This window comes from Stenotrophomonas sp. 71799_Sma (assembly GCF_056482505.1).
The window spans coordinates 3,088,478-3,105,930 of the sequence record NZ_CM151202.1 but is presented as its reverse complement, the minus strand read 5'-3'; the positions used below and the strand labels follow the sequence as shown (position 1 = coordinate 3,105,930).

13 protein-coding genes are annotated in these 17,453 nt (G+C 65.9%); 8 read left to right on the top strand and 5 right to left on the bottom strand.

Annotated elements, in window-relative coordinates; all coding sequences use genetic code 11:
• The first annotated feature begins 10 nt into the window (after positions 1–10).
• The 3 genes from mtnA to ACZK4Z_RS14510 all read left to right on the top strand — a co-directional run bounded on the left by mtnA (position 11) and on the right by ACZK4Z_RS14510 (position 6,668).
• Positions 11–1,075: an S-methyl-5-thioribose-1-phosphate isomerase gene (gene mtnA, locus ACZK4Z_RS14520; RefSeq protein ID WP_125892081.1), complete on the top strand. Its 1,065-nt coding sequence runs from the start codon at positions 11–13 to the stop codon at positions 1,073–1,075.
• Between the two features lie 218 nt (positions 1,076–1,293).
• The gene (gene gyrA / locus ACZK4Z_RS14515) at positions 1,294–4,008 is read left to right on the top strand and encodes a DNA gyrase subunit A (RefSeq protein ID WP_125892079.1); all 2,715 of its coding nucleotides are present in this window, start codon (positions 1,294–1,296) and stop codon (positions 4,006–4,008) included.
• A 131-nt stretch (positions 4,009–4,139) separates the two neighbouring features.
• Positions 4,140–6,668 carry a membrane-bound PQQ-dependent dehydrogenase, glucose/quinate/shikimate family gene (locus ACZK4Z_RS14510; protein WP_125892077.1) on the top strand — a complete coding sequence of 843 codons (2,529 nt, stop codon included), beginning with the start codon at positions 4,140–4,142 and terminating at the stop codon, positions 6,666–6,668.
• Between the two features lie 43 nt (positions 6,669–6,711).
• Here ACZK4Z_RS14510 and ACZK4Z_RS14505 read toward each other — a convergent pair whose 3' ends face one another.
• The gene (locus tag ACZK4Z_RS14505; protein ID WP_125892075.1) at positions 6,712–7,701 is read right to left on the bottom strand and encodes a zinc-dependent alcohol dehydrogenase family protein; all 990 of its coding nucleotides are present in this window, start codon (positions 7,699–7,701) and stop codon (positions 6,712–6,714) included.
• Between the two features lie 120 nt (positions 7,702–7,821).
• Between ACZK4Z_RS14505 and ACZK4Z_RS14500 the strand changes: the two genes are divergently transcribed.
• The 3 genes from ACZK4Z_RS14500 (at position 7,822) to ACZK4Z_RS14490 (ending at position 10,664) form a co-directional block, all read left to right on the top strand.
• The gene (locus tag ACZK4Z_RS14500) at positions 7,822–8,727 is read left to right on the top strand and encodes a LysR family transcriptional regulator (RefSeq protein ID WP_478450878.1); all 906 of its coding nucleotides are present in this window, start codon (positions 7,822–7,824) and stop codon (positions 8,725–8,727) included.
• A gap of 219 nt (positions 8,728–8,946) precedes the next feature.
• A complete protein-coding gene (locus ACZK4Z_RS14495) occupies positions 8,947–10,377 on the top strand; it encodes a serine hydrolase domain-containing protein (protein ID WP_478450877.1) in 1,431 nt (476 codons plus the stop codon).
• 62 nt (positions 10,378–10,439) lie between these two features.
• Positions 10,440–10,664 (top strand): hypothetical protein, encoded by a 225-nt coding sequence (locus tag ACZK4Z_RS14490; protein WP_164161265.1) that lies wholly within the window; start codon positions 10,440–10,442, stop codon positions 10,662–10,664.
• Positions 10,665–10,676: 12 nt separating this feature from the next.
• Here the strand turns inward: ACZK4Z_RS14490 and ACZK4Z_RS14485 are convergent, their stop codons facing one another.
• The 4 genes from ACZK4Z_RS14485 to ACZK4Z_RS14470 all read right to left on the bottom strand — a co-directional run bounded on the left by ACZK4Z_RS14485 (position 10,677) and on the right by ACZK4Z_RS14470 (position 13,834).
• Positions 10,677–11,069: a DUF3037 domain-containing protein gene (locus tag ACZK4Z_RS14485; protein WP_032127694.1), complete on the bottom strand. Its 393-nt coding sequence runs from the start codon at positions 11,067–11,069 to the stop codon at positions 10,677–10,679.
• On the bottom strand, positions 11,047–11,823 hold the full coding sequence (locus ACZK4Z_RS14480; protein ID WP_478450876.1) for a HipA family kinase: 777 nt from the start codon (positions 11,821–11,823) through the stop codon (positions 11,047–11,049). The genes ACZK4Z_RS14485 and ACZK4Z_RS14480 overlap by 23 nt, the downstream gene beginning before the upstream one ends.
• Before the next feature lie 70 nt (positions 11,824–11,893).
• Positions 11,894–13,315 carry an XVIPCD domain-containing protein gene (locus ACZK4Z_RS14475; RefSeq protein WP_478450875.1) on the bottom strand — a complete coding sequence of 474 codons (1,422 nt, stop codon included), beginning with the start codon at positions 13,313–13,315 and terminating at the stop codon, positions 11,894–11,896.
• Between the two features lie 12 nt (positions 13,316–13,327).
• Positions 13,328–13,834: a hypothetical protein gene (locus ACZK4Z_RS14470; RefSeq protein ID WP_223224724.1), complete on the bottom strand. Its 507-nt coding sequence runs from the start codon at positions 13,832–13,834 to the stop codon at positions 13,328–13,330.
• 572 nt (positions 13,835–14,406) lie between these two features.
• Here ACZK4Z_RS14470 and ACZK4Z_RS14465 point away from each other — a divergent pair.
• The gene (locus ACZK4Z_RS14465; RefSeq protein ID WP_006376346.1) at positions 14,407–14,736 is read left to right on the top strand and encodes a hypothetical protein; all 330 of its coding nucleotides are present in this window, start codon (positions 14,407–14,409) and stop codon (positions 14,734–14,736) included.
• Positions 14,737–14,903: 167 nt separating this feature from the next.
• Positions 14,904–17,366: a S9 family peptidase gene (locus ACZK4Z_RS14460; RefSeq protein ID WP_478450874.1), complete on the top strand. Its 2,463-nt coding sequence runs from the start codon at positions 14,904–14,906 to the stop codon at positions 17,364–17,366.
• The last annotated feature ends 87 nt before the right edge of the window (positions 17,367–17,453 follow it).

Sequence of the window (17,453 nt, the reverse complement as noted above, 5' to 3'; positions counted from 1 at the left end):
CAATGGGCCCATGAACACTGCCTCCGACATCGACTACGCCCGTTATGACCACATCCGCCCGATCCTCTGGACCGGCGATGCCCTGCAACTGCTGGACCAGCGCAAGCTGCCGTTCGTGGTCGAGCACGTGGTCTGCCATGACAGTGACGAAGTTGCCAGCGCCATCCACGCGCTGACCGTGCGTGGCGCGCCGGCGATCGGCATTGCCGCAGCCTGGGGTGTGGTGCTGGCGGCGCGGGACGTGCAGGCCGCTGATGGCGCGCATGCGCTTCAGCAGTTGGAGCCGGCGCTGCAGCGCCTGAACGCATCGCGCCCGACCGCCGTCAATCTGGCCTGGGCGCTGGCGCGCATGCGTCGCTGCCTGAACGTCGCCGGCGGCGACTGGAAGGCCCTGCTGGAAGCCGAAGCGCAGGCCATTGCCGAGGAGGACCTGGCCGCCAACCGCCACATGGGCGCGCTGGGCGCGGGCCTGATCGAGGCCGGCAGCGGCGTGCTGACCCACTGCAACACCGGCTCGCTGGCCACCGCCGGCTTCGGCACGGCACTGGGCGTGATCCGTGCCGGCATGGCCCAGCACCGCATCGCCCGCGTGTTCGCCGGCGAGACCCGTCCGTGGCTGCAGGGCGCACGCCTGACCGTGTGGGAACTGCAGCAGGATGGCATCGACGCCACCCTGATCGCCGATTCGGCAGCCTCGCACCTGATGAAGACCGGCGCCGTGCAGTGGGTGATCGTCGGCGCCGACCGCATCTGTGCCAACGGCGATACCGCCAACAAGATCGGCACCTATCAGCTGGCCATCGCCGCTCGCCACCACGGGGTCAAGTTCATGGTGGTGGCGCCGTCCTCGACCGTGGACATGGAGACCGTGGATGGCAGCCAGATCGAGATCGAGCAGCGCGACCCGGGCGAGCTGTACGGCGTGGGCGGTACCCGCACCGTGGCCGAAGGCATCGCCGCCTGGAACCCGGTGTTCGACGTCACCCCGGGTGAACTGATCGATGCCATCGTGACCGAGCGCGGGGTGATCCTGAACCCGACCATCGAGAACATGCGCACTGCCTTTGGTGGCTGAGGCACAGGGGAGGGGGCAGCGTGACCTCCGCCCCCGGTAGTGCCGGCCGCTGGCCGGCACCCCCCTAAGTTCCTGATTTGTGCCGGTAAAATCCCCGTAAATGGAGGCAGGGGACGGCCTGTTGTGGTAGTATCCACAGGTTGAATCGAGGTTCCGGCACGACCCCCTCCCGCAGAGGGCTGCGCCGGACTGGACCGCTACCAGACAACGGAACCCGAATGGCAGAAAACGCCAAGGAAATCATCCAGGTCAACCTGGAAGACGAGATGCGCAAGAGCTACCTCGATTACGCCATGAGCGTGATCGTGGGCCGCGCGCTCCCGGATGCGCGCGATGGCCTCAAGCCGGTGCATCGCCGCGTGCTGTTCGCGATGAATGAACTCAACGCGCACAGCAACAAGCCCTACTTCAAGTCGGCGCGTATCGTCGGTGACGTCATCGGTAAGTACCACCCGCATGGCGATCAGTCGGTGTACGACACGCTGGTGCGCCTGGCACAGCCGTTCTCGCTGCGTTACATGCTGGTCGATGGCCAGGGTAACTTCGGCTCCATCGATGGCGACTCCGCCGCGGCAATGCGATACACCGAAGCGCGCATGTCGCGCCTGGCGCATGAGCTGATGGCGGACATCGACAAGGAAACCGTCGATTTCCAGCCCAACTACGACGAAAAGGAACTGGAGCCGACGGTCATGCCGACCCGGTTCCCGAACCTGCTGGTCAACGGTTCGGCCGGTATCGCGGTGGGCATGGCGACCAACATCCCGCCGCACAACCTGAGCGAATCGATCAACGCCTGCATCGCGCTGATCGACAACCCGGAAATCGACGTCGACGGCCTGATGGAGTACATCCCGGGCCCGGATTTCCCGACCGCCGGCATCATCAACGGCACCGCCGGCATCGTCGCCGGCTACCGCACCGGCCGTGGCCGCGTGCGCATCCGTGCCAAGGCCGATATCGAAGTGGCCGACAACGGCCGCGAATCGATCATCGTCACTGAAATTCCTTACCAGGTGAACAAGGCGCGTCTGATCGAGAAGATCGCCGAGCTGGTCAAGGAAAAGAAGATCGAAGGCATCAGCGAGCTGCGCGATGAGTCCGACAAGGACGGCATGCGCATCTACATCGAGATCAAGCGCGGTGAATCTGCCGAGGTTGTGCTGAACAACCTGTACCAGCAGACGCAGATGGAATCGGTGTTCGGCATCAACATGGTGGCGCTGGTCGATGGCCGCCCGCAGTTGATGAACCTCAAGCAGATGCTGGAGGCGTTCGTCCGCCACCGTCGCGAAGTGGTCACCCGCCGTACCGTGTTCGAGCTGCGCAAGGCGCGCGCCCGTGCCCACGTGCTGGAAGGCCTGACCGTCGCGCTGGCCAACATCGACGAGATGATCGAACTGATCAAGACCTCGCCGAACCCGAACGAAGCACGCGAGCGCATGCTGGCGCGCGTGTGGGAGCCGGGCCTGGTCGGTGCGATGCTGGGTGCCGCCGGTGCCGAAGCCTCGCGTCCGGAAGACCTGCCCAAGGGCGTGGGCCTGATCGAGGGCGGCTACCAGCTGACCGAGATCCAGGCCACCCAGATCCTGGAAATGCGCCTGCACCGCCTGACCGGGCTGGAGCAGGACCGCCTGACCGACGAGTACAAGCAGCTGCTGGAAGTGATCGCCGGGCTGATCCACATCCTGGAAGATCCCGACCGCCTGCTGCAGGTGATCCGCGAGGAGCTGGTCAACGTCAAGGCCGAGTTCGGCGATGAGCGTCGTACCGAAATCCGCCACAGCGAAGAAGATCTCGACATCCTCGACCTGATCGCGCCGGAAGACGTGGTGGTCACCGTGTCGCATGCCGGTTACGTGAAGCGGCAGCCGGTGAGCGTGTACCGCGCACAGCGCCGTGGCGGCCGCGGCCGCAGTGCGGCAGCGACCAAGGAAGAGGATTTCATCGAACAGCTGTGGCTGGTCAACACGCACGATACGCTGCTGACCTTCACCAGCTCGGGCAAGGTGTTCTGGCTGCCGGTCTACCAGCTGCCCGAAGCCGGTTCCAACGCCCGCGGCCGTCCGATCATCAACTGGATCCCGCTGGAGCCGGGCGAACGCGTGCAGGCCGTGCTGCCGGTGCGTGAGTACGCCGACGGCCAGTTCGTGTTCTTCGCCACGAAGAACGGTACGGTCAAGAAGACCCCGCTGAGCGAGTTCGCCTTCCGTCTGGCGCGCGGCAAGATCGCAATCAATCTGGACGAGGGCGATGCCCTGGTCGGCGTTGGCCTGACCGACGGCGAGCGCGACATCCTGCTGTTCGCCTCCAACGGCAAGACCGTGCGCTTCGGTGAAGACAAGGTCCGCTCGATGGGCCGTACCGCAACCGGCGTGCGTGGCATCAAGATGCCGGCCGGCGAGGAAGTGGTCAGCCTGATCGTGGCCGAAAGTGCCGGTGGCAGCGAGGACGAGAACGAGGACGACAACGGTGTCGAGGAAACCGCAGCCAATGGCGATGCGGTGATCGACGGCGCCGATGACGCCAGCGTGCAGTACATCCTCACCGCCACCGAGAACGGCTACGGCAAGCGCACCCCGCTGCCCGACTACCCGCGCAAGGGCCGTGGCACGCAGGGCGTGATCGGCATCCAGACCACCGAGCGCAACGGCAAGCTGGTCGCCGCGGTGCTGATGGGCTCCAGCGACGAAGTGCTGCTGATCTCCGATGGTGGCACCCTGGTGCGTACGCGTGGCTCGGAAATCAGCCGCGTCGGCCGCAACACCCAGGGCGTGACCCTGATCCGCCTGTCCAAGGACGAGAAGCTGCAGGCGGTGGAGCGCATGGATGCCTCGATCGACGAGGACGAGGACGAGGTGGCCGTCGCCGCCCCGGCCGCGACCGACGGCGCACCGGCGGCTGCCAGCAGTGAGGACGCCGCGCAGGAGTGATCCTGTCGCGAGCCTGAGGTACCCGACGACGCCGGCCCTGTGCCGGCGTCGTCGTATCCGGATGCCGCACATACGCGCGCGCTTCACGCAGGCGGTGGGATAACGGCGCATGCTGCCCCCGGAGATCGACGATGTCCGCCACGCCGCAGTCCGCTCCTGCCCCTGTTCGCGCCTCCCGGCACCCCCTTGTCACCGTGCTGTCGCTGCTGCTGGTCGTGCTCGGCCTGGTCATCGGCGGGCTCGGTGCGTGGCTGCTCAGCCTTGGCGGCTCGGCGTACTACGCCATCGCCGGGCTCGGCCTGCTGGCCAGCGGCATCCTGTTGTTCGGCAACCGCCGCAGCGGTGCATTGCTGTACGCGCTGGTGTTCATCGGCACGCTGCTGTGGACCTGGTGGGAGTCAGGCAGCGACTACTGGCGCTGGGTGCCCCGGCTGGGCCTGGTGACCGCACTCGGCATCGTGCTGGCCTTGCTGGCGCCCACCCTGCACGAGCGGGTCTCCAAACGCCTGTCGCGTAGCGTGGCCGGCGTGCTGATGCTGGTGTTCGTGGCTGCCTTCGGCCTGGCCTTTGCGCCGCATGGTGAAGTGGACGGGCATCAGCCGTTCCCGGAAGGCGCGGTCAGCGCCGGACTGGAACCTACGCGTGATACCACGGGCCTGCAGCCGGCTGACCAGCCCGCCGAGGGCGACTGGCCGGCGTGGGGCCGCAGCAACGCCGCCACCCGCTATTCGCCGCTGCAGCAGATCACCCCGGCCAATGTGGCCACGTTGCAGCCAGCCTGGCAGTTCCGTACCGGCGATATGCCCAAGAATCGCTGGGGCGCGGAAACCACGCCGCTGAAGATCGGCGATCGCCTTTACCTGTGCACCGCGCGCAACCGCCTGATCGCACTCGATGCCGCCAGCGGCAAGGAACTGTGGCGCTTCGACCCCAAGGTGAAGGACGCTTCGATCCCGTACACCGCCGCCTGCCGTGGGGTGAGCTACTACGAGCAGCCCCGCACGCCGGTCCTTGCCGATGCCACGCTGGCCGATGCCGCGGCCGATCTGGCGTTGCCGGAACCGCCGCCCAGCGTCGCCCGCAGTGCTGCGCCGGGCACCCGTCCGGCCTGCTGGGCGCGCATCATCGAAGGCACGCTGGACGGCCGCATCATCGCGGTGGACGCGGACAGCGGCCGTCCCTGCGCCAACTTTGGCAACAACGGCCAGGTCGACATCACCCTGGGCATGGGGGAGGTGCCACCGGGTTACGTGTCGATCACCTCGCCACCGGCCATCGTGCGTGGCGTGATCGTGACCGGTCACCAGGTGCTGGACGGGCAGCGCCGTGACGCGCCGTCGGGTGTGATCCAGGCCTACGATGCCATCACCGGCAAGCTGCGCTGGGCGTGGGACATGGACCAGCCCGAGCGCAGCGGTCTGCCACCGCGCGAGCAGACCTATACGCGCGGCACGCCCAACATGTGGACCACCGCCACCGGTGATGAGGCGCTGGGCCTGGTCTACCTGCCGCTGGGCAACTCCGCAGGCGACTACTGGAGCGGCTCGCGCACGGAAAACCAGAATCGCTACTCGACCTCACTGGTGGCGATCGATGTGGCCACCGGCAAGCCGGTCTGGCATTTCCAGGCGGTGCGCAAGGACGTGTGGGATTACGACCTGGGTTCGCAGGCCAGCCTGATCGATTACCCGACCGCTGCCGGCAAAGTGCCGGCGATCCTGTTGCCGACCAAGCAGGGCGACATCTACATCCTCGACCGCCGCAACGGCCAGCTTCTGACCGCGGCCGAAGAGCGCAAGGTGCCGGTGGGCGGCGTCGAACCCGAGCAGCGTTCACCCACGCAGTTGTTCTCGCTGTACCACACGCTGCGTCGCGAGCATGAGCTGACCGAACGTGACATGTGGGGCATCACCCCGATCGACCAGCTGGTCTGCCGCATCCAGTTCCGCAAGGCCTACTACGAAGGGTTCTACACGCCGCCGAGCAGTGACCGCCATTCCATCGAGTACCCCGGCTACAACGGCGGCTCGGACTGGGGCAGCGTGTCCATCGATACGCGCCGCGGCGTGATCGTGGCCAACTACAACGACATGCCGAACTACAACCGGCTGGTGCCACGCGCGGAGGCCGACCGGCTGGGCTGGCTGCCGCGCGAAAAGATCCGGTTCGACAAGGGCGGAGCAGAAGGCGCGGGTGACCCGCAGGTGGGCACGCCCTACGCCATCCAGGTCAATGCCGGTTGGCGCCTGCCGTTCACCGGTCTGCTGTGCAAGCAGCCGCCCTATGGCGGCATCCGTGCCATCGACCTGCGCACCGGCAAGCTGCTGTGGGACCGTCCATTCGGCAGTGCGCGCGGCAACGGACCCTTCGGCATCCGCTCCGGCCTGCCGATCGAGATCGGCACACCGAACAATGGCGGCTCGGTGGTGACCGCCAGCGGCCTGATCTTCATCGCCGCCGCCACCGATGATCTGCTGCGTGCCATCGATCTGAAGACCGGCAAGGAGTTGTGGCATGCCAAGCTGCCCGCGGGAGGTCAGGCCAACCCGATGGTGTACGAGCAGGGCGGGCGCCAGTACGTGGTGATCATGGCCGGCGGCCACCATTTCATGGAAACCCCGAACGGCGATTACGTGATGGCGTTTGCGTTGCCGAGGTAACCGCAACGGGGGCGGTGGGCCGCCCCCGTTGCATGACGCTGGATCACACCGTCACTACCACCTTGCCGATCTGCTCGTTCGATTCCAGGTAACGGTGTGCGTCCTGGATCTGCGCGAACGGGAACACCCTGGCGATCTTCGGTGCCAGGGTGCCCTTGTCCAGGCCATCCACGATGAATGCCTTCGCGCGGGCCAGCGCGGCATCGTCGGAAACGATCTCCGAGTACAGATAGCCTTTCAACGTCAGCGACTTGCCCAGCACGTTGAACAACGGGAACGGCGTGGGTTCGCTGCTCAGCGCGCCGTATTCCAGCAGGATGCCGCCACGCGCCATCGCTTCGGTCAGCGGCACGAACTGCGGGCCACCGATCGGATCGAACACCACGCGGGCACCTGCGTCGCCGGTGATGCGCGCCACTTCGGCCACCAGATCCTGCTCCTGGGTGGCGATGACGTGGGCGGCGCCTGCATCGAGCAGGGCCTGGCGCTTGCCCGGGCCTCGCGTTACCGCGATCGGCGTGGCGCCCACCGCGTTGGCGATCTGGATCGCGGCCAGTCCGACGCTGCTGCTGGCAGCGGTAATGATGACGAAATCGCCGGCGGCCAGGCGTGCCTGTTCCAACAGCGCGCCCCAGGCGGTCACGTACTGCATCCACACCGCGGCGGCCGTTTCAAAGTCCAGTGCCTGCGGATGCTTGACCACCAGTCGTGCCGGCACGTTGGCCAGTTCGCCGTAGGTGCCCCAGCGCGCGATATCCAGCGGCGGCACCACGCTGACCGCATCGCCCGCGGTGAATCCGCTCACTGCACTGCCGACGGCTTCAACCACGCCGGCCGCTTCGTAGCCCAGGCGGCTGGGGAACTGCGCTTCCTGCAGGTAGGCGCCGTTACGGAACATCACCTCGGCGCGGTTCAGGCCGATCGCCTTCACCCTGATCTGGACTTCGTCAGGGGCGGGGGCGGGAACGTCGATATCGTCGATGCGCAGTACATCGGCAGTGCCATATTCGTGGATGCGGACAACCTGGCTCATGGGGGGGCTCCGAGGAAGGGCCGGCGAGGGCGCCGGCGAAAGGGTGAGCGCTACTGTGCGCGTAGTCTGCATCCAGAATAAGGGGTAATCTGGCGTTTCATTGAAAAACAATTGTTTGCAATGGACCTGATCGTTCCCCTGCGGACCTTCGCCAAGGTGGCCGAGGTCGGCTCCTTCGCCGCCGCTGCCGAGGCACTGGACCTGTCGCCGCAGCTGGTCGGCAAGCACATCCAGGCGCTGGAGCAGCATCTGGGGGTGCGCCTGCTCAACCGCACCACGCGCAAGCAGAGCCTGACCGACTTCGGCCAGGCCTACCTGGCGCGGGCGCGGGTGATCCTGGAGGAAGTGGAGTGGGCCGAGCAGCTGGCCGAAGTGGCGCGCGGGCGACCGATGGGGCGCCTGCGCATCAGTGCGCCGGTCACCTTCGGCGTGCACGCGCTGGGTCCCGCGGTGGTGGCCTACTTGCAGCAGTACCCGGACGTGCAGGTCGATCTGAACCTGTCCAACAGTCTGGTGGACATCGTTGAAGACGGCTACGAACTGGTGTTCCGCACTGGCGATCTGGCCGACAGTGGGCTGGTGGCGCGGCGGTTGGGGCCGTATCCGCTGGTCCTGTGTGCCTCGCCGGACTATCTGGCTTCGCGCCCGGCCATTGCCCATCCCAATGACCTGAGCCGCCACGAGTGCCTGGGCTTCGCGCATTCGATCATCCGCACCCGCTGGAGCTTTCGCGATACCGATGGCGGCGTGCTGACCGTGCCAGTGTCCAGCCGCTTCATGGTCAACCAGGCCGAGCCGCTGCTGACCGCCGCCATCGGAGGGCTGGGGCTGATCCTGCAACCGCACGAAATGCTGGCCGGAGCATTGGCGCGTGGTGAGCTGGTGGAAGTGCTGCCGGACTACGCACCGGTGTCGACCTGGATCAACCTGGTGTATCCGCGCGATCGCCAGCTGACGCCCAAGCTGCGCAGCTTCCTGGACTTCTGCGTGGCGAGATTCAGCGAACAGACGATGGCAAGGCGATAGCGGGGCCATCGAGTAGCAGGGGTTCCATCAACTGCGAAGGATCTCGCACTCACGTTGCATCCGGGGCTGTGCGCATTCCACCACGCACGCGGAGTGGATGGCAGCGCATCGATGCATTCAGCGTCACCGTTGAGGTGTTGCAGCAGAGTCCCTGGTGTCGATGCGGCGGCCGCATCCTTGGTCTAGGATGCGTCCAGGAATCCCCGCAAAGGAACTGCCATGAGGGTTGTTGGACGCCTGTTTCTCTGCAATGCACTGGCCTGTTCGGTTCTACTGGTTACCCCGGTTTTTCCAGCAATCGGCGCTACATCTTCCGAGAGTGCACATCCACGTGCGCAGGACGCCATCGATGACTGGCTGGCGGCCTTCAACGCTGGCAGCCTCGAGCAACTGCAGGCGTTCGCCGATACCTACGCGAAGAAGGAAGGCAGCAGCCCCAAGGACTATCTCGAGTTCCGCGAGAGCACCGGCCCGCTGCGTGTGCTGGAAACACGCCAGAGCGCGCCCGGTCACGCGAAGGTGCTGGTGATGGGCCAGCTGAACGAGCGCGCGATGTGGGTGACGGCCAGCATGGACCCGGACAATCCGGCGCACCTGAAGCAGTTCCAGATCGAAGGCACTGAAACGCCGGACAAGTTCAAGCCGGAGAGGGTTGCTTTGCCTGCCCTGATGGCCGATGCCACAGCAAGGCTGGAGGCGCTGCGGGCCCAGGACGCGCTGTCGGGTGCGTTGCAGGTGGCACGGAACGGCAAGGTGCTGCTGGACTGGCGCGGTGGCGAGGCCGATCGCACCGCTGGCATTCCAGTGGGCGTGGATACGCAGTTCCGCCTTGCGTCCTCCAACAAGATGTTCACTGCCGTGGCCATCCTGCAGCTGGTGCAGGATGGCAGGCTCAGTCTCGACGACACGATCGGCAAGCACCTGCCGGACTATCCGAACAAGGCCGTCGCCAACAGCGTGACCGTGCGCGAGCTGCTGTCACACACCAGTGGCCTGGGGGATTTCTTCGGCGACGATTTCGAGCAGTATTCCGCGTCGCTGAAGACGCTGGATGACTATGTGCAGCGCTTTGCCAAGGATGCACCGCAGTTCACGCCAGGCAGCCAGGACAGCTACTCGAACTATGGCTTCATCGTGCTTGGGCGGATCATCGAGGCCGTCTCCGGTCAGTCGTACTACGCCTATGTGGAGCAACACATCCTGCGCCCGGCAGGCATGACCGGCACCGGCTTCGAACCGGAAACAGTGACGGTGCCACAGCGTGCGGTCGCCTATACGAAGCAGGAAGGGCAATGGGTCCGTGAAACGAAGTCGCTGCCCTGGCGCGGCATGTCAGCCGGTGGTGGCTACAGCACGGTGAGCGACATGGTGAAGTTCGCCGAGGCGCTGCGCAGCGGAAAGCTGGTCTCACCTGTATTGCTGCAGCAGGCCACCACGGCGCAGAACCACAAGGGCTGGTACGGGTTCGGCTTCGTGGTGCAGGGCGAGGGCAGGGAGCATCAGTACGGCCACGAAGGCGGTGCGCCCGGATCGAACAGTGCCATCGTGGTGCTACCCGCGCAGGGCTATGTGATCGTTGGGCTGGCCAATGTCGATCCGGATGCGATCGGCAATGTGGTCAACTACATCGCGCGAAGAGTGCCGCTGTAGTCCCGAGCGACTATGCCACAGCGATGTTGACGCTGGGGCAGGTGGCGGACCAGAATCGGGCCATGAGCCGACTCCTTCCCGTGGTGTGTCTGGTCGCCAGCATGGTGCTGCTGCTGCGTGGGGTGCACGTGATACTCAAGGGTGTTCCGGCCATGGCCGGCGAAGGTGCCAGTGCTGCGTATGCACAAGGCTACCTGCATGGACAAGCGGCAGCCGGGTGGGTGTTGATTGCCGCTGCAGCAGCCTGTGCGCTCATTGCCTGGCACAGGGCGCGCGCCAGGAAGTGAGAGACGGGCGCGTCAGCGCGGCACCCGCACCATCTTCGTCATCAGATGTTCCACTACACCCGCCGGGTCGGCCGTGCGGCCCACATGCGTGCTCGACATCTGCACCACCGAGCTGCGCTTGGCGGTGAGGAAATGGAAGCGCGCACGCGCTGGCAGCTGTGCGATCGGCCCGGCGCTGGCATCGCCGCGGCAGATGGCCACTATCGCATCCAGCCACGGCTGCAGCGCCTCCTGGTCCAGCGCTGGGGCGAACACGTGCAGGCGTGCCGGATCGATCTCGATGGCCGCCTCCAGATGACGCGCGCCGGGACAGGAGACGATCACCCCGACGTTGATGAATTCCTCGCGCTCCACCCGCGGTACCACGCGGATGACGGCGTAGTCATACGTGTGCAGCGTGGGCACGGATGGCCTCCTGCACGAACACCGCACGCACTTTCAGGCGGTGCTTGAGATAACTGATGTAGCCCTGGCGGTACGCCTGCGGGCTGTCGAACGCGGGCTCATTCACCAGCCAGCTGTCCGGCACCAGGCCAACGATGCGCTCGATCTCGGCATCGGTCAGGCGCGCGGCCAGCTCGGCGTCCACCTCGGCGATGCAGTTGGCGAACGACAGCAGTACGTGGTCGCGGATCAGCACGAACGGCTTTTCGCAGGCATCGCCAGCATTGGCCCAGTCGTGATGGAAGTACATGGCCGCACCGTGGTCGATCAGGTACAGCTTTCGATGCCACACCATCAGGTTGGGATTGCGCGTGGTGCGATCGACATTGCTGGTGAACGCATCGAACCAGACGATGCGCGAGGCCAGGCCGGCATCCACCGGCATCGCCGCCGGGTCGTAGTTGATCGCACCGGGCAGGTAGTCCAGGCCCAGGTTCAAACCTTCGCTGGCGCGGATCAGTTCCTGGATCTCCGGGTCCGGCTCGGTGCGGGCGAACTCGCGGTCCAGCTCCACGAACAGGATTTCCGGAATCGGCAAGCCCAGCGTGCGCGCCATTTCACCAGCGATCAGCTCGGCGATCAGTGCCTTCGGGCCCTGGCCGGCGCCTCGGAACTTCAGCACGGCCATGCCGTCGTCGTCGGTCTCGACCACGGCCGGCAGGGAGCCACCTTCCCGCAAGGGGGTGATGTAGCGGAGGGCATGTACGGTGCGCATGCGCGCATTCTAGCGTGGGTGCCGCCAAGGGAGCGCCGGGTGCGTCCCGGCGGCTCCATGCCGTTCCCCGTCAGTGCGTCAGCGCGCCGCGCTGCTGCTCCTGCACGCGGACCTGTTCCTGCGTGGCCTGATCGGCCTGCCGCTGGTTGACCACGGCAAGCGTATCCAGGCTGTCCTGCACCGGGCGCTGGGCGGCCTCGGCAGTGGGTGATGAGGCGCGCAGCGAGGCCGGATCATCCAGCGGCCCCTTCACCACAAAGATGTTCTGCGCCGCGCCCGCACCCTCGGTCTGGCGGCTGAGCACCACATGGTCGACCCGGTCCAGCCCGTTTTCGCGGGCCAGCACCAGCAGGCTGGCACTCAGGCGCTCGCTGGACGCATCGAAACTGCGTCCGTTGGCAGCATCCAGCTCAGCTACCTTGCCGCGGATCTGCTCGTGCAGCGAACGGTCACGGCCTTCCGCAAGCAGCGTCGGTAAGCCATCGCCCTCCACCGCATGCTGTGTGGTGATCGGCACATGCGTATGCGTGCCCTCAGTGTGGTCGAAGTAACGCAGCGTCGACGGCGAGGTACTGGTATCGAAGTAGGGCTGGCGCGGGGGCGAGCCCTCGCCGAGGTTGAGCCCGTTCTGCTCCAGCAGGCGTTCGTCCAGGCCCAGCTTCTTCATGTTCACTTCCATCCGGCTGACGCCATCGGGCGCTGGATTCGCGGCCTCGTATTCGCTGGCCAGTCCGATCGCCAAGGCGCCGTAGAAATTCTGGTAGTCCGAATTCCCATGATGGCCCAGGCCGGTGCTGACGCCCTGATCGTAATAGTGCCTGGCCATTCCCTCGATGTTGGCTGCGGTGGGGGAGATGGTCAGGTCCGCATTGAGGGTCAGCTCCGGGTGCGGGGCATAGGTGATCGGCGGGCCGGGTCGTGACTGGATGACATCTGTCGAGCGGGTGCTGGCTTCATACAGGTCGCGCAGGGTGGCGTCCGGGTTGCTGGCACGTACCTGGCTGACCAGCGCATTCCAGCCTGCGATGTTCGAAGAAGCCTCATCGCGGCGGTTGGCCGCGAGCAGGGTGCCGATGGCCTCGGTGTAATCATGGCTCGTTGTACGGCCCGCGACCTGCTCCACGTCGGCTTCGAACTGCACGTAGGCGCGCTCGACATCAGCATCGTTGAAGCCGTGCTGGATCTCGTGACCGAGCACAAAGGCAACCTCGGCCGCGTCGAACCTGTCCGGCGCAGCCGGGGTCGACAAGCTGCTGGCGGGCAGGTTGATGGATTTCGTGCCGGTCTCGTAGGTGCCGCCCGCGTTGCTTGTGGCGGGCAACAGTTCGAAGCGTTCCAGATAGCCTGCCGCGATGGCGGCGTCCACCTGCTTTGCCAGCAGGGGCGAGCCCGCGATGACGTTGCGCAGGTTGTCGACCTGGTCGCTGGTGACGTCGGTCTTGCCAGCGAACTCGCCCAGCAGGCGTTCCGTTTCTGCGGAAAGGATCGTCATTGATGGCTCCCCTTACTGCACGGTGACAAGACGCACGCAGGCATGCGTGGCGTCGCCGAGGGCGTGAGGGTTCTCGGGCATGGTGTCGACCTTGATGCTCAGCTGCGGTCGATCGAAGCGGTCGTAGATCACCCGGCCGTGTTCGCCGCGCACCGTCTCGCGCTTGAAGCCGGCGGCATCCAGTGCGGAAGCGAAGTGGTTGAAGTCGACCTGGCAGATCGCCGCAGCCGAGGCCTTGCGATCGCTGCTGGTGTCCATGAAGTTCAGGTCCAGCCGCGCGTCGGCAGTGCCGGCCCGCTGCACTTCCAGTCCATAGCCCCATTCCGGTGTCAGCGTGCCGCCATAGCCGAAGTGGCCGGGGCCGAAGACCTGCGCCGGCGCCTGCATTGCCGCGGACAGGCGCTCGGCGGTGAGCTCGCGGGTGGAGGTCGTGACCTTGATCAGGTCCAGCAGGCGCAGCAGCAACTGCTCGGCATTGAGCGGGGAGGGCGAAGTGGTCTCGGATACGGCGGGGGCCATGGTGTCGGTTCCTTGAGAAGTCGGCGTGCGGTCGGCGGCATGTGCGCAGGCGCAGAGCGCGGCCGCTGAAAGTGCGAGCGTCCACGGTCGTATGAATGCGTACCGGGGCATGTGCGTTCCTTGCAGATTGAAGGCTGACCCTAGGGCCAGCCGGATGAAGCAGAGGTTAAGCGTAATCGAGGCACCCGAATGCGTTACAAAAGGTGAACGGGTGCGTATTCTTCACTTGACCATTCCGCGCGCGATGTCAGCATCGGGTCCATGGAGCATCAACTTCGCGTGTGACCTTCAACAGGAGGCCGTCATGCAACAACTGCGCAGCTGTCACGCTTTACCCTGCATGCAATGCAACGCGTGGTGTTGACCCTGGTCTGATACGGCCACTTTGCCGGCACGGATGGCCGCCACCCACAGCATCTGCCACTGTTCACCCGATGCGGTCCCGGCATGCTCTTGCCGGCCCTGCAATACAGGCATACGCCCGCCAGATTGTCCCCTGCGTTGCCCGATGGCCTTCGCAGCGCAGAGGCTGGCTTGTCCATGATGATCCTGCAGGCTTTGGAGGTGCACCGATGAGCGACCAATACGAACGAATGCTGCCGGCCCTGGACGATGCCAAGGTCGAGGAAATGATCGGAAAACTGGTGCTGGTCGGGGTGACCCGCTACGGCGGCGACGGCCAGGTGCAGGGACTGGAGCAGTACGCGGGAACGGTGCTGCGCATCAGTGCCGATGAAGGCGTGGTGCTGGCCGACGAGAACGATGGCCACGAACGTTACCTGCCGCCGATGCTCGACCAGTACCTGCCGGCCCAGCCGGGAGAGTACCGGATGAGCAACAGCGGCATGATCGTGGTCGACCCGGACTATCTCACCGCCTGGGACCTGCACGCCCAGCAGTAGTGCCAGGCCAAGTCTGGCAGGTGCCGGCAGCTCCCCGGCACCTGCCGGAGCTGCACTTTGCCCCATCCGGCCACTAGCCCTTCCGGCCCATTCACGACAACCCCTGCGGTGCTAGATTCGGGTCCATGCCCGATTCCGGGTACCCATTCACACCCCAGGGGATAAGGATGCTGATCCGTCGAACCTCTCTGGCAGCGGCCGTTGCCGTTGCCACCGTCGGCCTGCTGGCCGCTGGCCCGGCGCTTGCCGATTACGCGAAGCCGCCGGAACACCTGCTCAAGGTGCTGAAGGCACCGCCGCCGCCGGCGCCGAACGTGGCCCCGGGCGGCCAGCGCCTGCTGCTGACCACCGCGCAGACCTATCCGTCGATCAGCCGCGTCGCCCAGCCGTACCTGAAGCTGGCCGGCGTGCGCCTGGAGCCGAAGAACCGCAGTCGGCATGACACCCCCGGCGGCTACGGTATTCCGGCCTGCGTGGCCGACTTCACTCTGGTCGATATCGGCAGCGGCAAGGAGACCAAGGTCAACCTGCCGCAGGGCTGCGCCACTGGCGCGCTGTGGTCGGCCGATGGCAGCCACTTCGCCTTCCAGAATGCGGTCGATACCAGCGTGCAGCTGTGGGTCGGCGATGCGGCCACCGGCCAGGTGAAGCAGGTGCCGAACGTGCAGCTGAACCCGATCTTCGGCTACACCGTGCAATGGCTGGGCGGCAGCCAGAATCTGCTGGTGAAGCTGGTACCGGCCAATCAGGGTCCGGCGCCGTCCAACGGTGGCGTGCCGACCGGTCCGGATGCGCAGGAGTCGCTGGGCAGCAGTGGCGAGAGCAGCACCTACGAAGCCCGCGACACGCTGACCAGCGTGCATGACGAGAAACTGTTCGCCTATTACGGCGCGTCGCAGCTGGCCGTGGTCGATACCGCCGCCAACAGCGTGCGCCCGGTCGGGCAGCCTGCACTGTTCAACGAGGTCAGCGCCGCGCCCGATGGCGTGCACGTGCTGACCGAATCGATCAAGGCGCCGTACTCACATGCGGTGACCTACCAGCGCTTCGCCAATGACGTGGCCGTACTGGACGTGAGCAATGGCCGCAGCACGCCGATCGCCAGCCTGCCGCTGGCGGATCGCGTGCCGGTGCACGGCGTACCGGAAGGCCCGCGCGGTTTCGACTGGCGTGCCACCGATCCGGCCACCCTGGTCTATGCCGAAGCGCTGGACAAGGGCGACTGGAAGGTCAACGTGCCGCACCGTGACCGCGTGCTGATGCTGAAGGCGCCGTTCAACGGCAAGCCGACCGAGATCACCCGTACCGCGCAGCGATTCGAGGGCTTCGCGTGGACCGCCGATCCGGCCGTAGCCTTCCAGTACGAGAACGACGAGAACCGTCACTGGATGCAGACCCGCATCGTCGACGTGGACCAGCCGAAGAAGGAAGGTCGCCTGCTGTGGGACATGTCCAGCGATGAGCTCTACGGCAATCCCGGCAACCTCGTGTTCACCCGCCTGCCGAATGGCGCGCAGGTCGTGCGCCGTGAGGGCAACCACGTGTTCCTCAGCGGCCGTGGCGCTTCGCCGCAGGGCGATCGTCCGTTCCTGGACCGCCTGGACCTGGGCACGCTGAAGAGCGAGCGCCTGTTCCGCAGCAGTGCCGACGCCTACGAACAGTTCCTCGGCTTCAGCAACACGCCGGGGCGCTACCTGACCTGGCACCAGTCGGTGATCGATCCGCCGAACGCCTTCATCCGCCAGCAGGGTGAGGCAGTGGCCGATGCGAAGACCGGCGAGGCGCAGTTCGCCTCTACCACGACCGCGCTGACCAAACTGGTCGACCCGACCCCGGAAGTGCGCCAGATCAAGAAGCAGCTGGTGACCTACAAGCGTGCCGACGGCGTGGACCTGTCGTTCACCCTGTATACGCCGCCGGGCTACAAGGAAGGCCAGCGCGTGCCGGCGATCCTGTACGCGTACCCGGCCGACTTCGCCAATGCCGCGCAGGCCGGTCAGGTGTCTGGTTCGCAGCAGACCTTCACCCGCCTGCAGCCGTACCGCCTGATGCTGCTGGCCGGCTACGCGATCATCGACAATGCCTCGTTCCCGATCGTGGGTGACCCGAAGAACGCTTACGACACCTACCTGGAGCAGTTGGAAGCCGACGCCAAGGCGGCGGTGGACAAGGCCGTGGACATGGGCGTGGTCGACCGCAACCGCATCGGCGTGACCGGTCACAGCCACGGCGGCCTGATGACCGCCAACCTGATCGCGCACACCAACCTGTTCAAGGCCGGTGTGGCGACCAGCGGTTCGTACAACAAGACCTTTACCCCGTTCGGCTTCCAGAACGAGCGTCGCTCGGTATGGCAGGCGCAGGACGTGTACCTGAAGGCCTCGCCGTTCTTCTATGCCGACAAGATCAAGCTGCCGCTGCTGCTGGTCCACGGTGAGGATGACGCCAACCCGGGTACCGAACCGTTCCAGTCGCGCAAGCTGTACCAGGCCATTCGTGGCAACGGCGGTACCACCCGCCTGGTGATGCTGCCGAACGAACCGCACTGGTACACCGCGCTGGAGTCCAACGAGCAGCTGGTGTCGGAGATGCTGAACTGGTTCGACACCTACGTGAAGAACGCCAAGTAGCGTCGAGCGTGCTCGACTGCTTTGCAGAAGGCCGCCTTCGGGCGGCCTTCCTGCATCCTGTAGAGCCGCGCCATGCTCGGCTGCTGT

Bases quoted from the DNA above. Each gene is read 5' to 3' on its own strand.
- mtnA (WP_125892081.1), top strand. From the start codon at position 11: ATGAACACTGCCTCCGACATCGACTACGCCCGTTATGACCACATCCGC.
- gyrA (WP_125892079.1), top strand. From the start codon at position 1,294: ATGGCAGAAAACGCCAAGGAAATCATCCAGGTCAACCTGGAAGACGAG.
- ACZK4Z_RS14510 (WP_125892077.1), top strand. From the start codon at position 4,140: ATGTCCGCCACGCCGCAGTCCGCTCCTGCCCCTGTTCGCGCCTCCCGG.
- ACZK4Z_RS14505 (WP_125892075.1), bottom strand. From the start codon at position 7,701: ATGAGCCAGGTTGTCCGCATCCACGAATATGGCACTGCCGATGTACTG.
- ACZK4Z_RS14500 (WP_478450878.1), top strand. From the start codon at position 7,822: ATGGACCTGATCGTTCCCCTGCGGACCTTCGCCAAGGTGGCCGAGGTC.
- ACZK4Z_RS14495 (WP_478450877.1), top strand. From the start codon at position 8,947: ATGAGGGTTGTTGGACGCCTGTTTCTCTGCAATGCACTGGCCTGTTCG.
- ACZK4Z_RS14490 (WP_164161265.1), top strand. From the start codon at position 10,440: ATGAGCCGACTCCTTCCCGTGGTGTGTCTGGTCGCCAGCATGGTGCTG.
- ACZK4Z_RS14480 (WP_478450876.1), bottom strand. From the start codon at position 11,823: ATGCGCACCGTACATGCCCTCCGCTACATCACCCCCTTGCGGGAAGGT.
- ACZK4Z_RS14475 (WP_478450875.1), bottom strand. From the start codon at position 13,315: ATGACGATCCTTTCCGCAGAAACGGAACGCCTGCTGGGCGAGTTCGCT.
- ACZK4Z_RS14470 (WP_223224724.1), bottom strand. From the start codon at position 13,834: ATGGCCCCCGCCGTATCCGAGACCACTTCGCCCTCCCCGCTCAATGCC.
- ACZK4Z_RS14465 (WP_006376346.1), top strand. From the start codon at position 14,407: ATGAGCGACCAATACGAACGAATGCTGCCGGCCCTGGACGATGCCAAG.
- ACZK4Z_RS14460 (WP_478450874.1), top strand. From the start codon at position 14,904: ATGCTGATCCGTCGAACCTCTCTGGCAGCGGCCGTTGCCGTTGCCACC.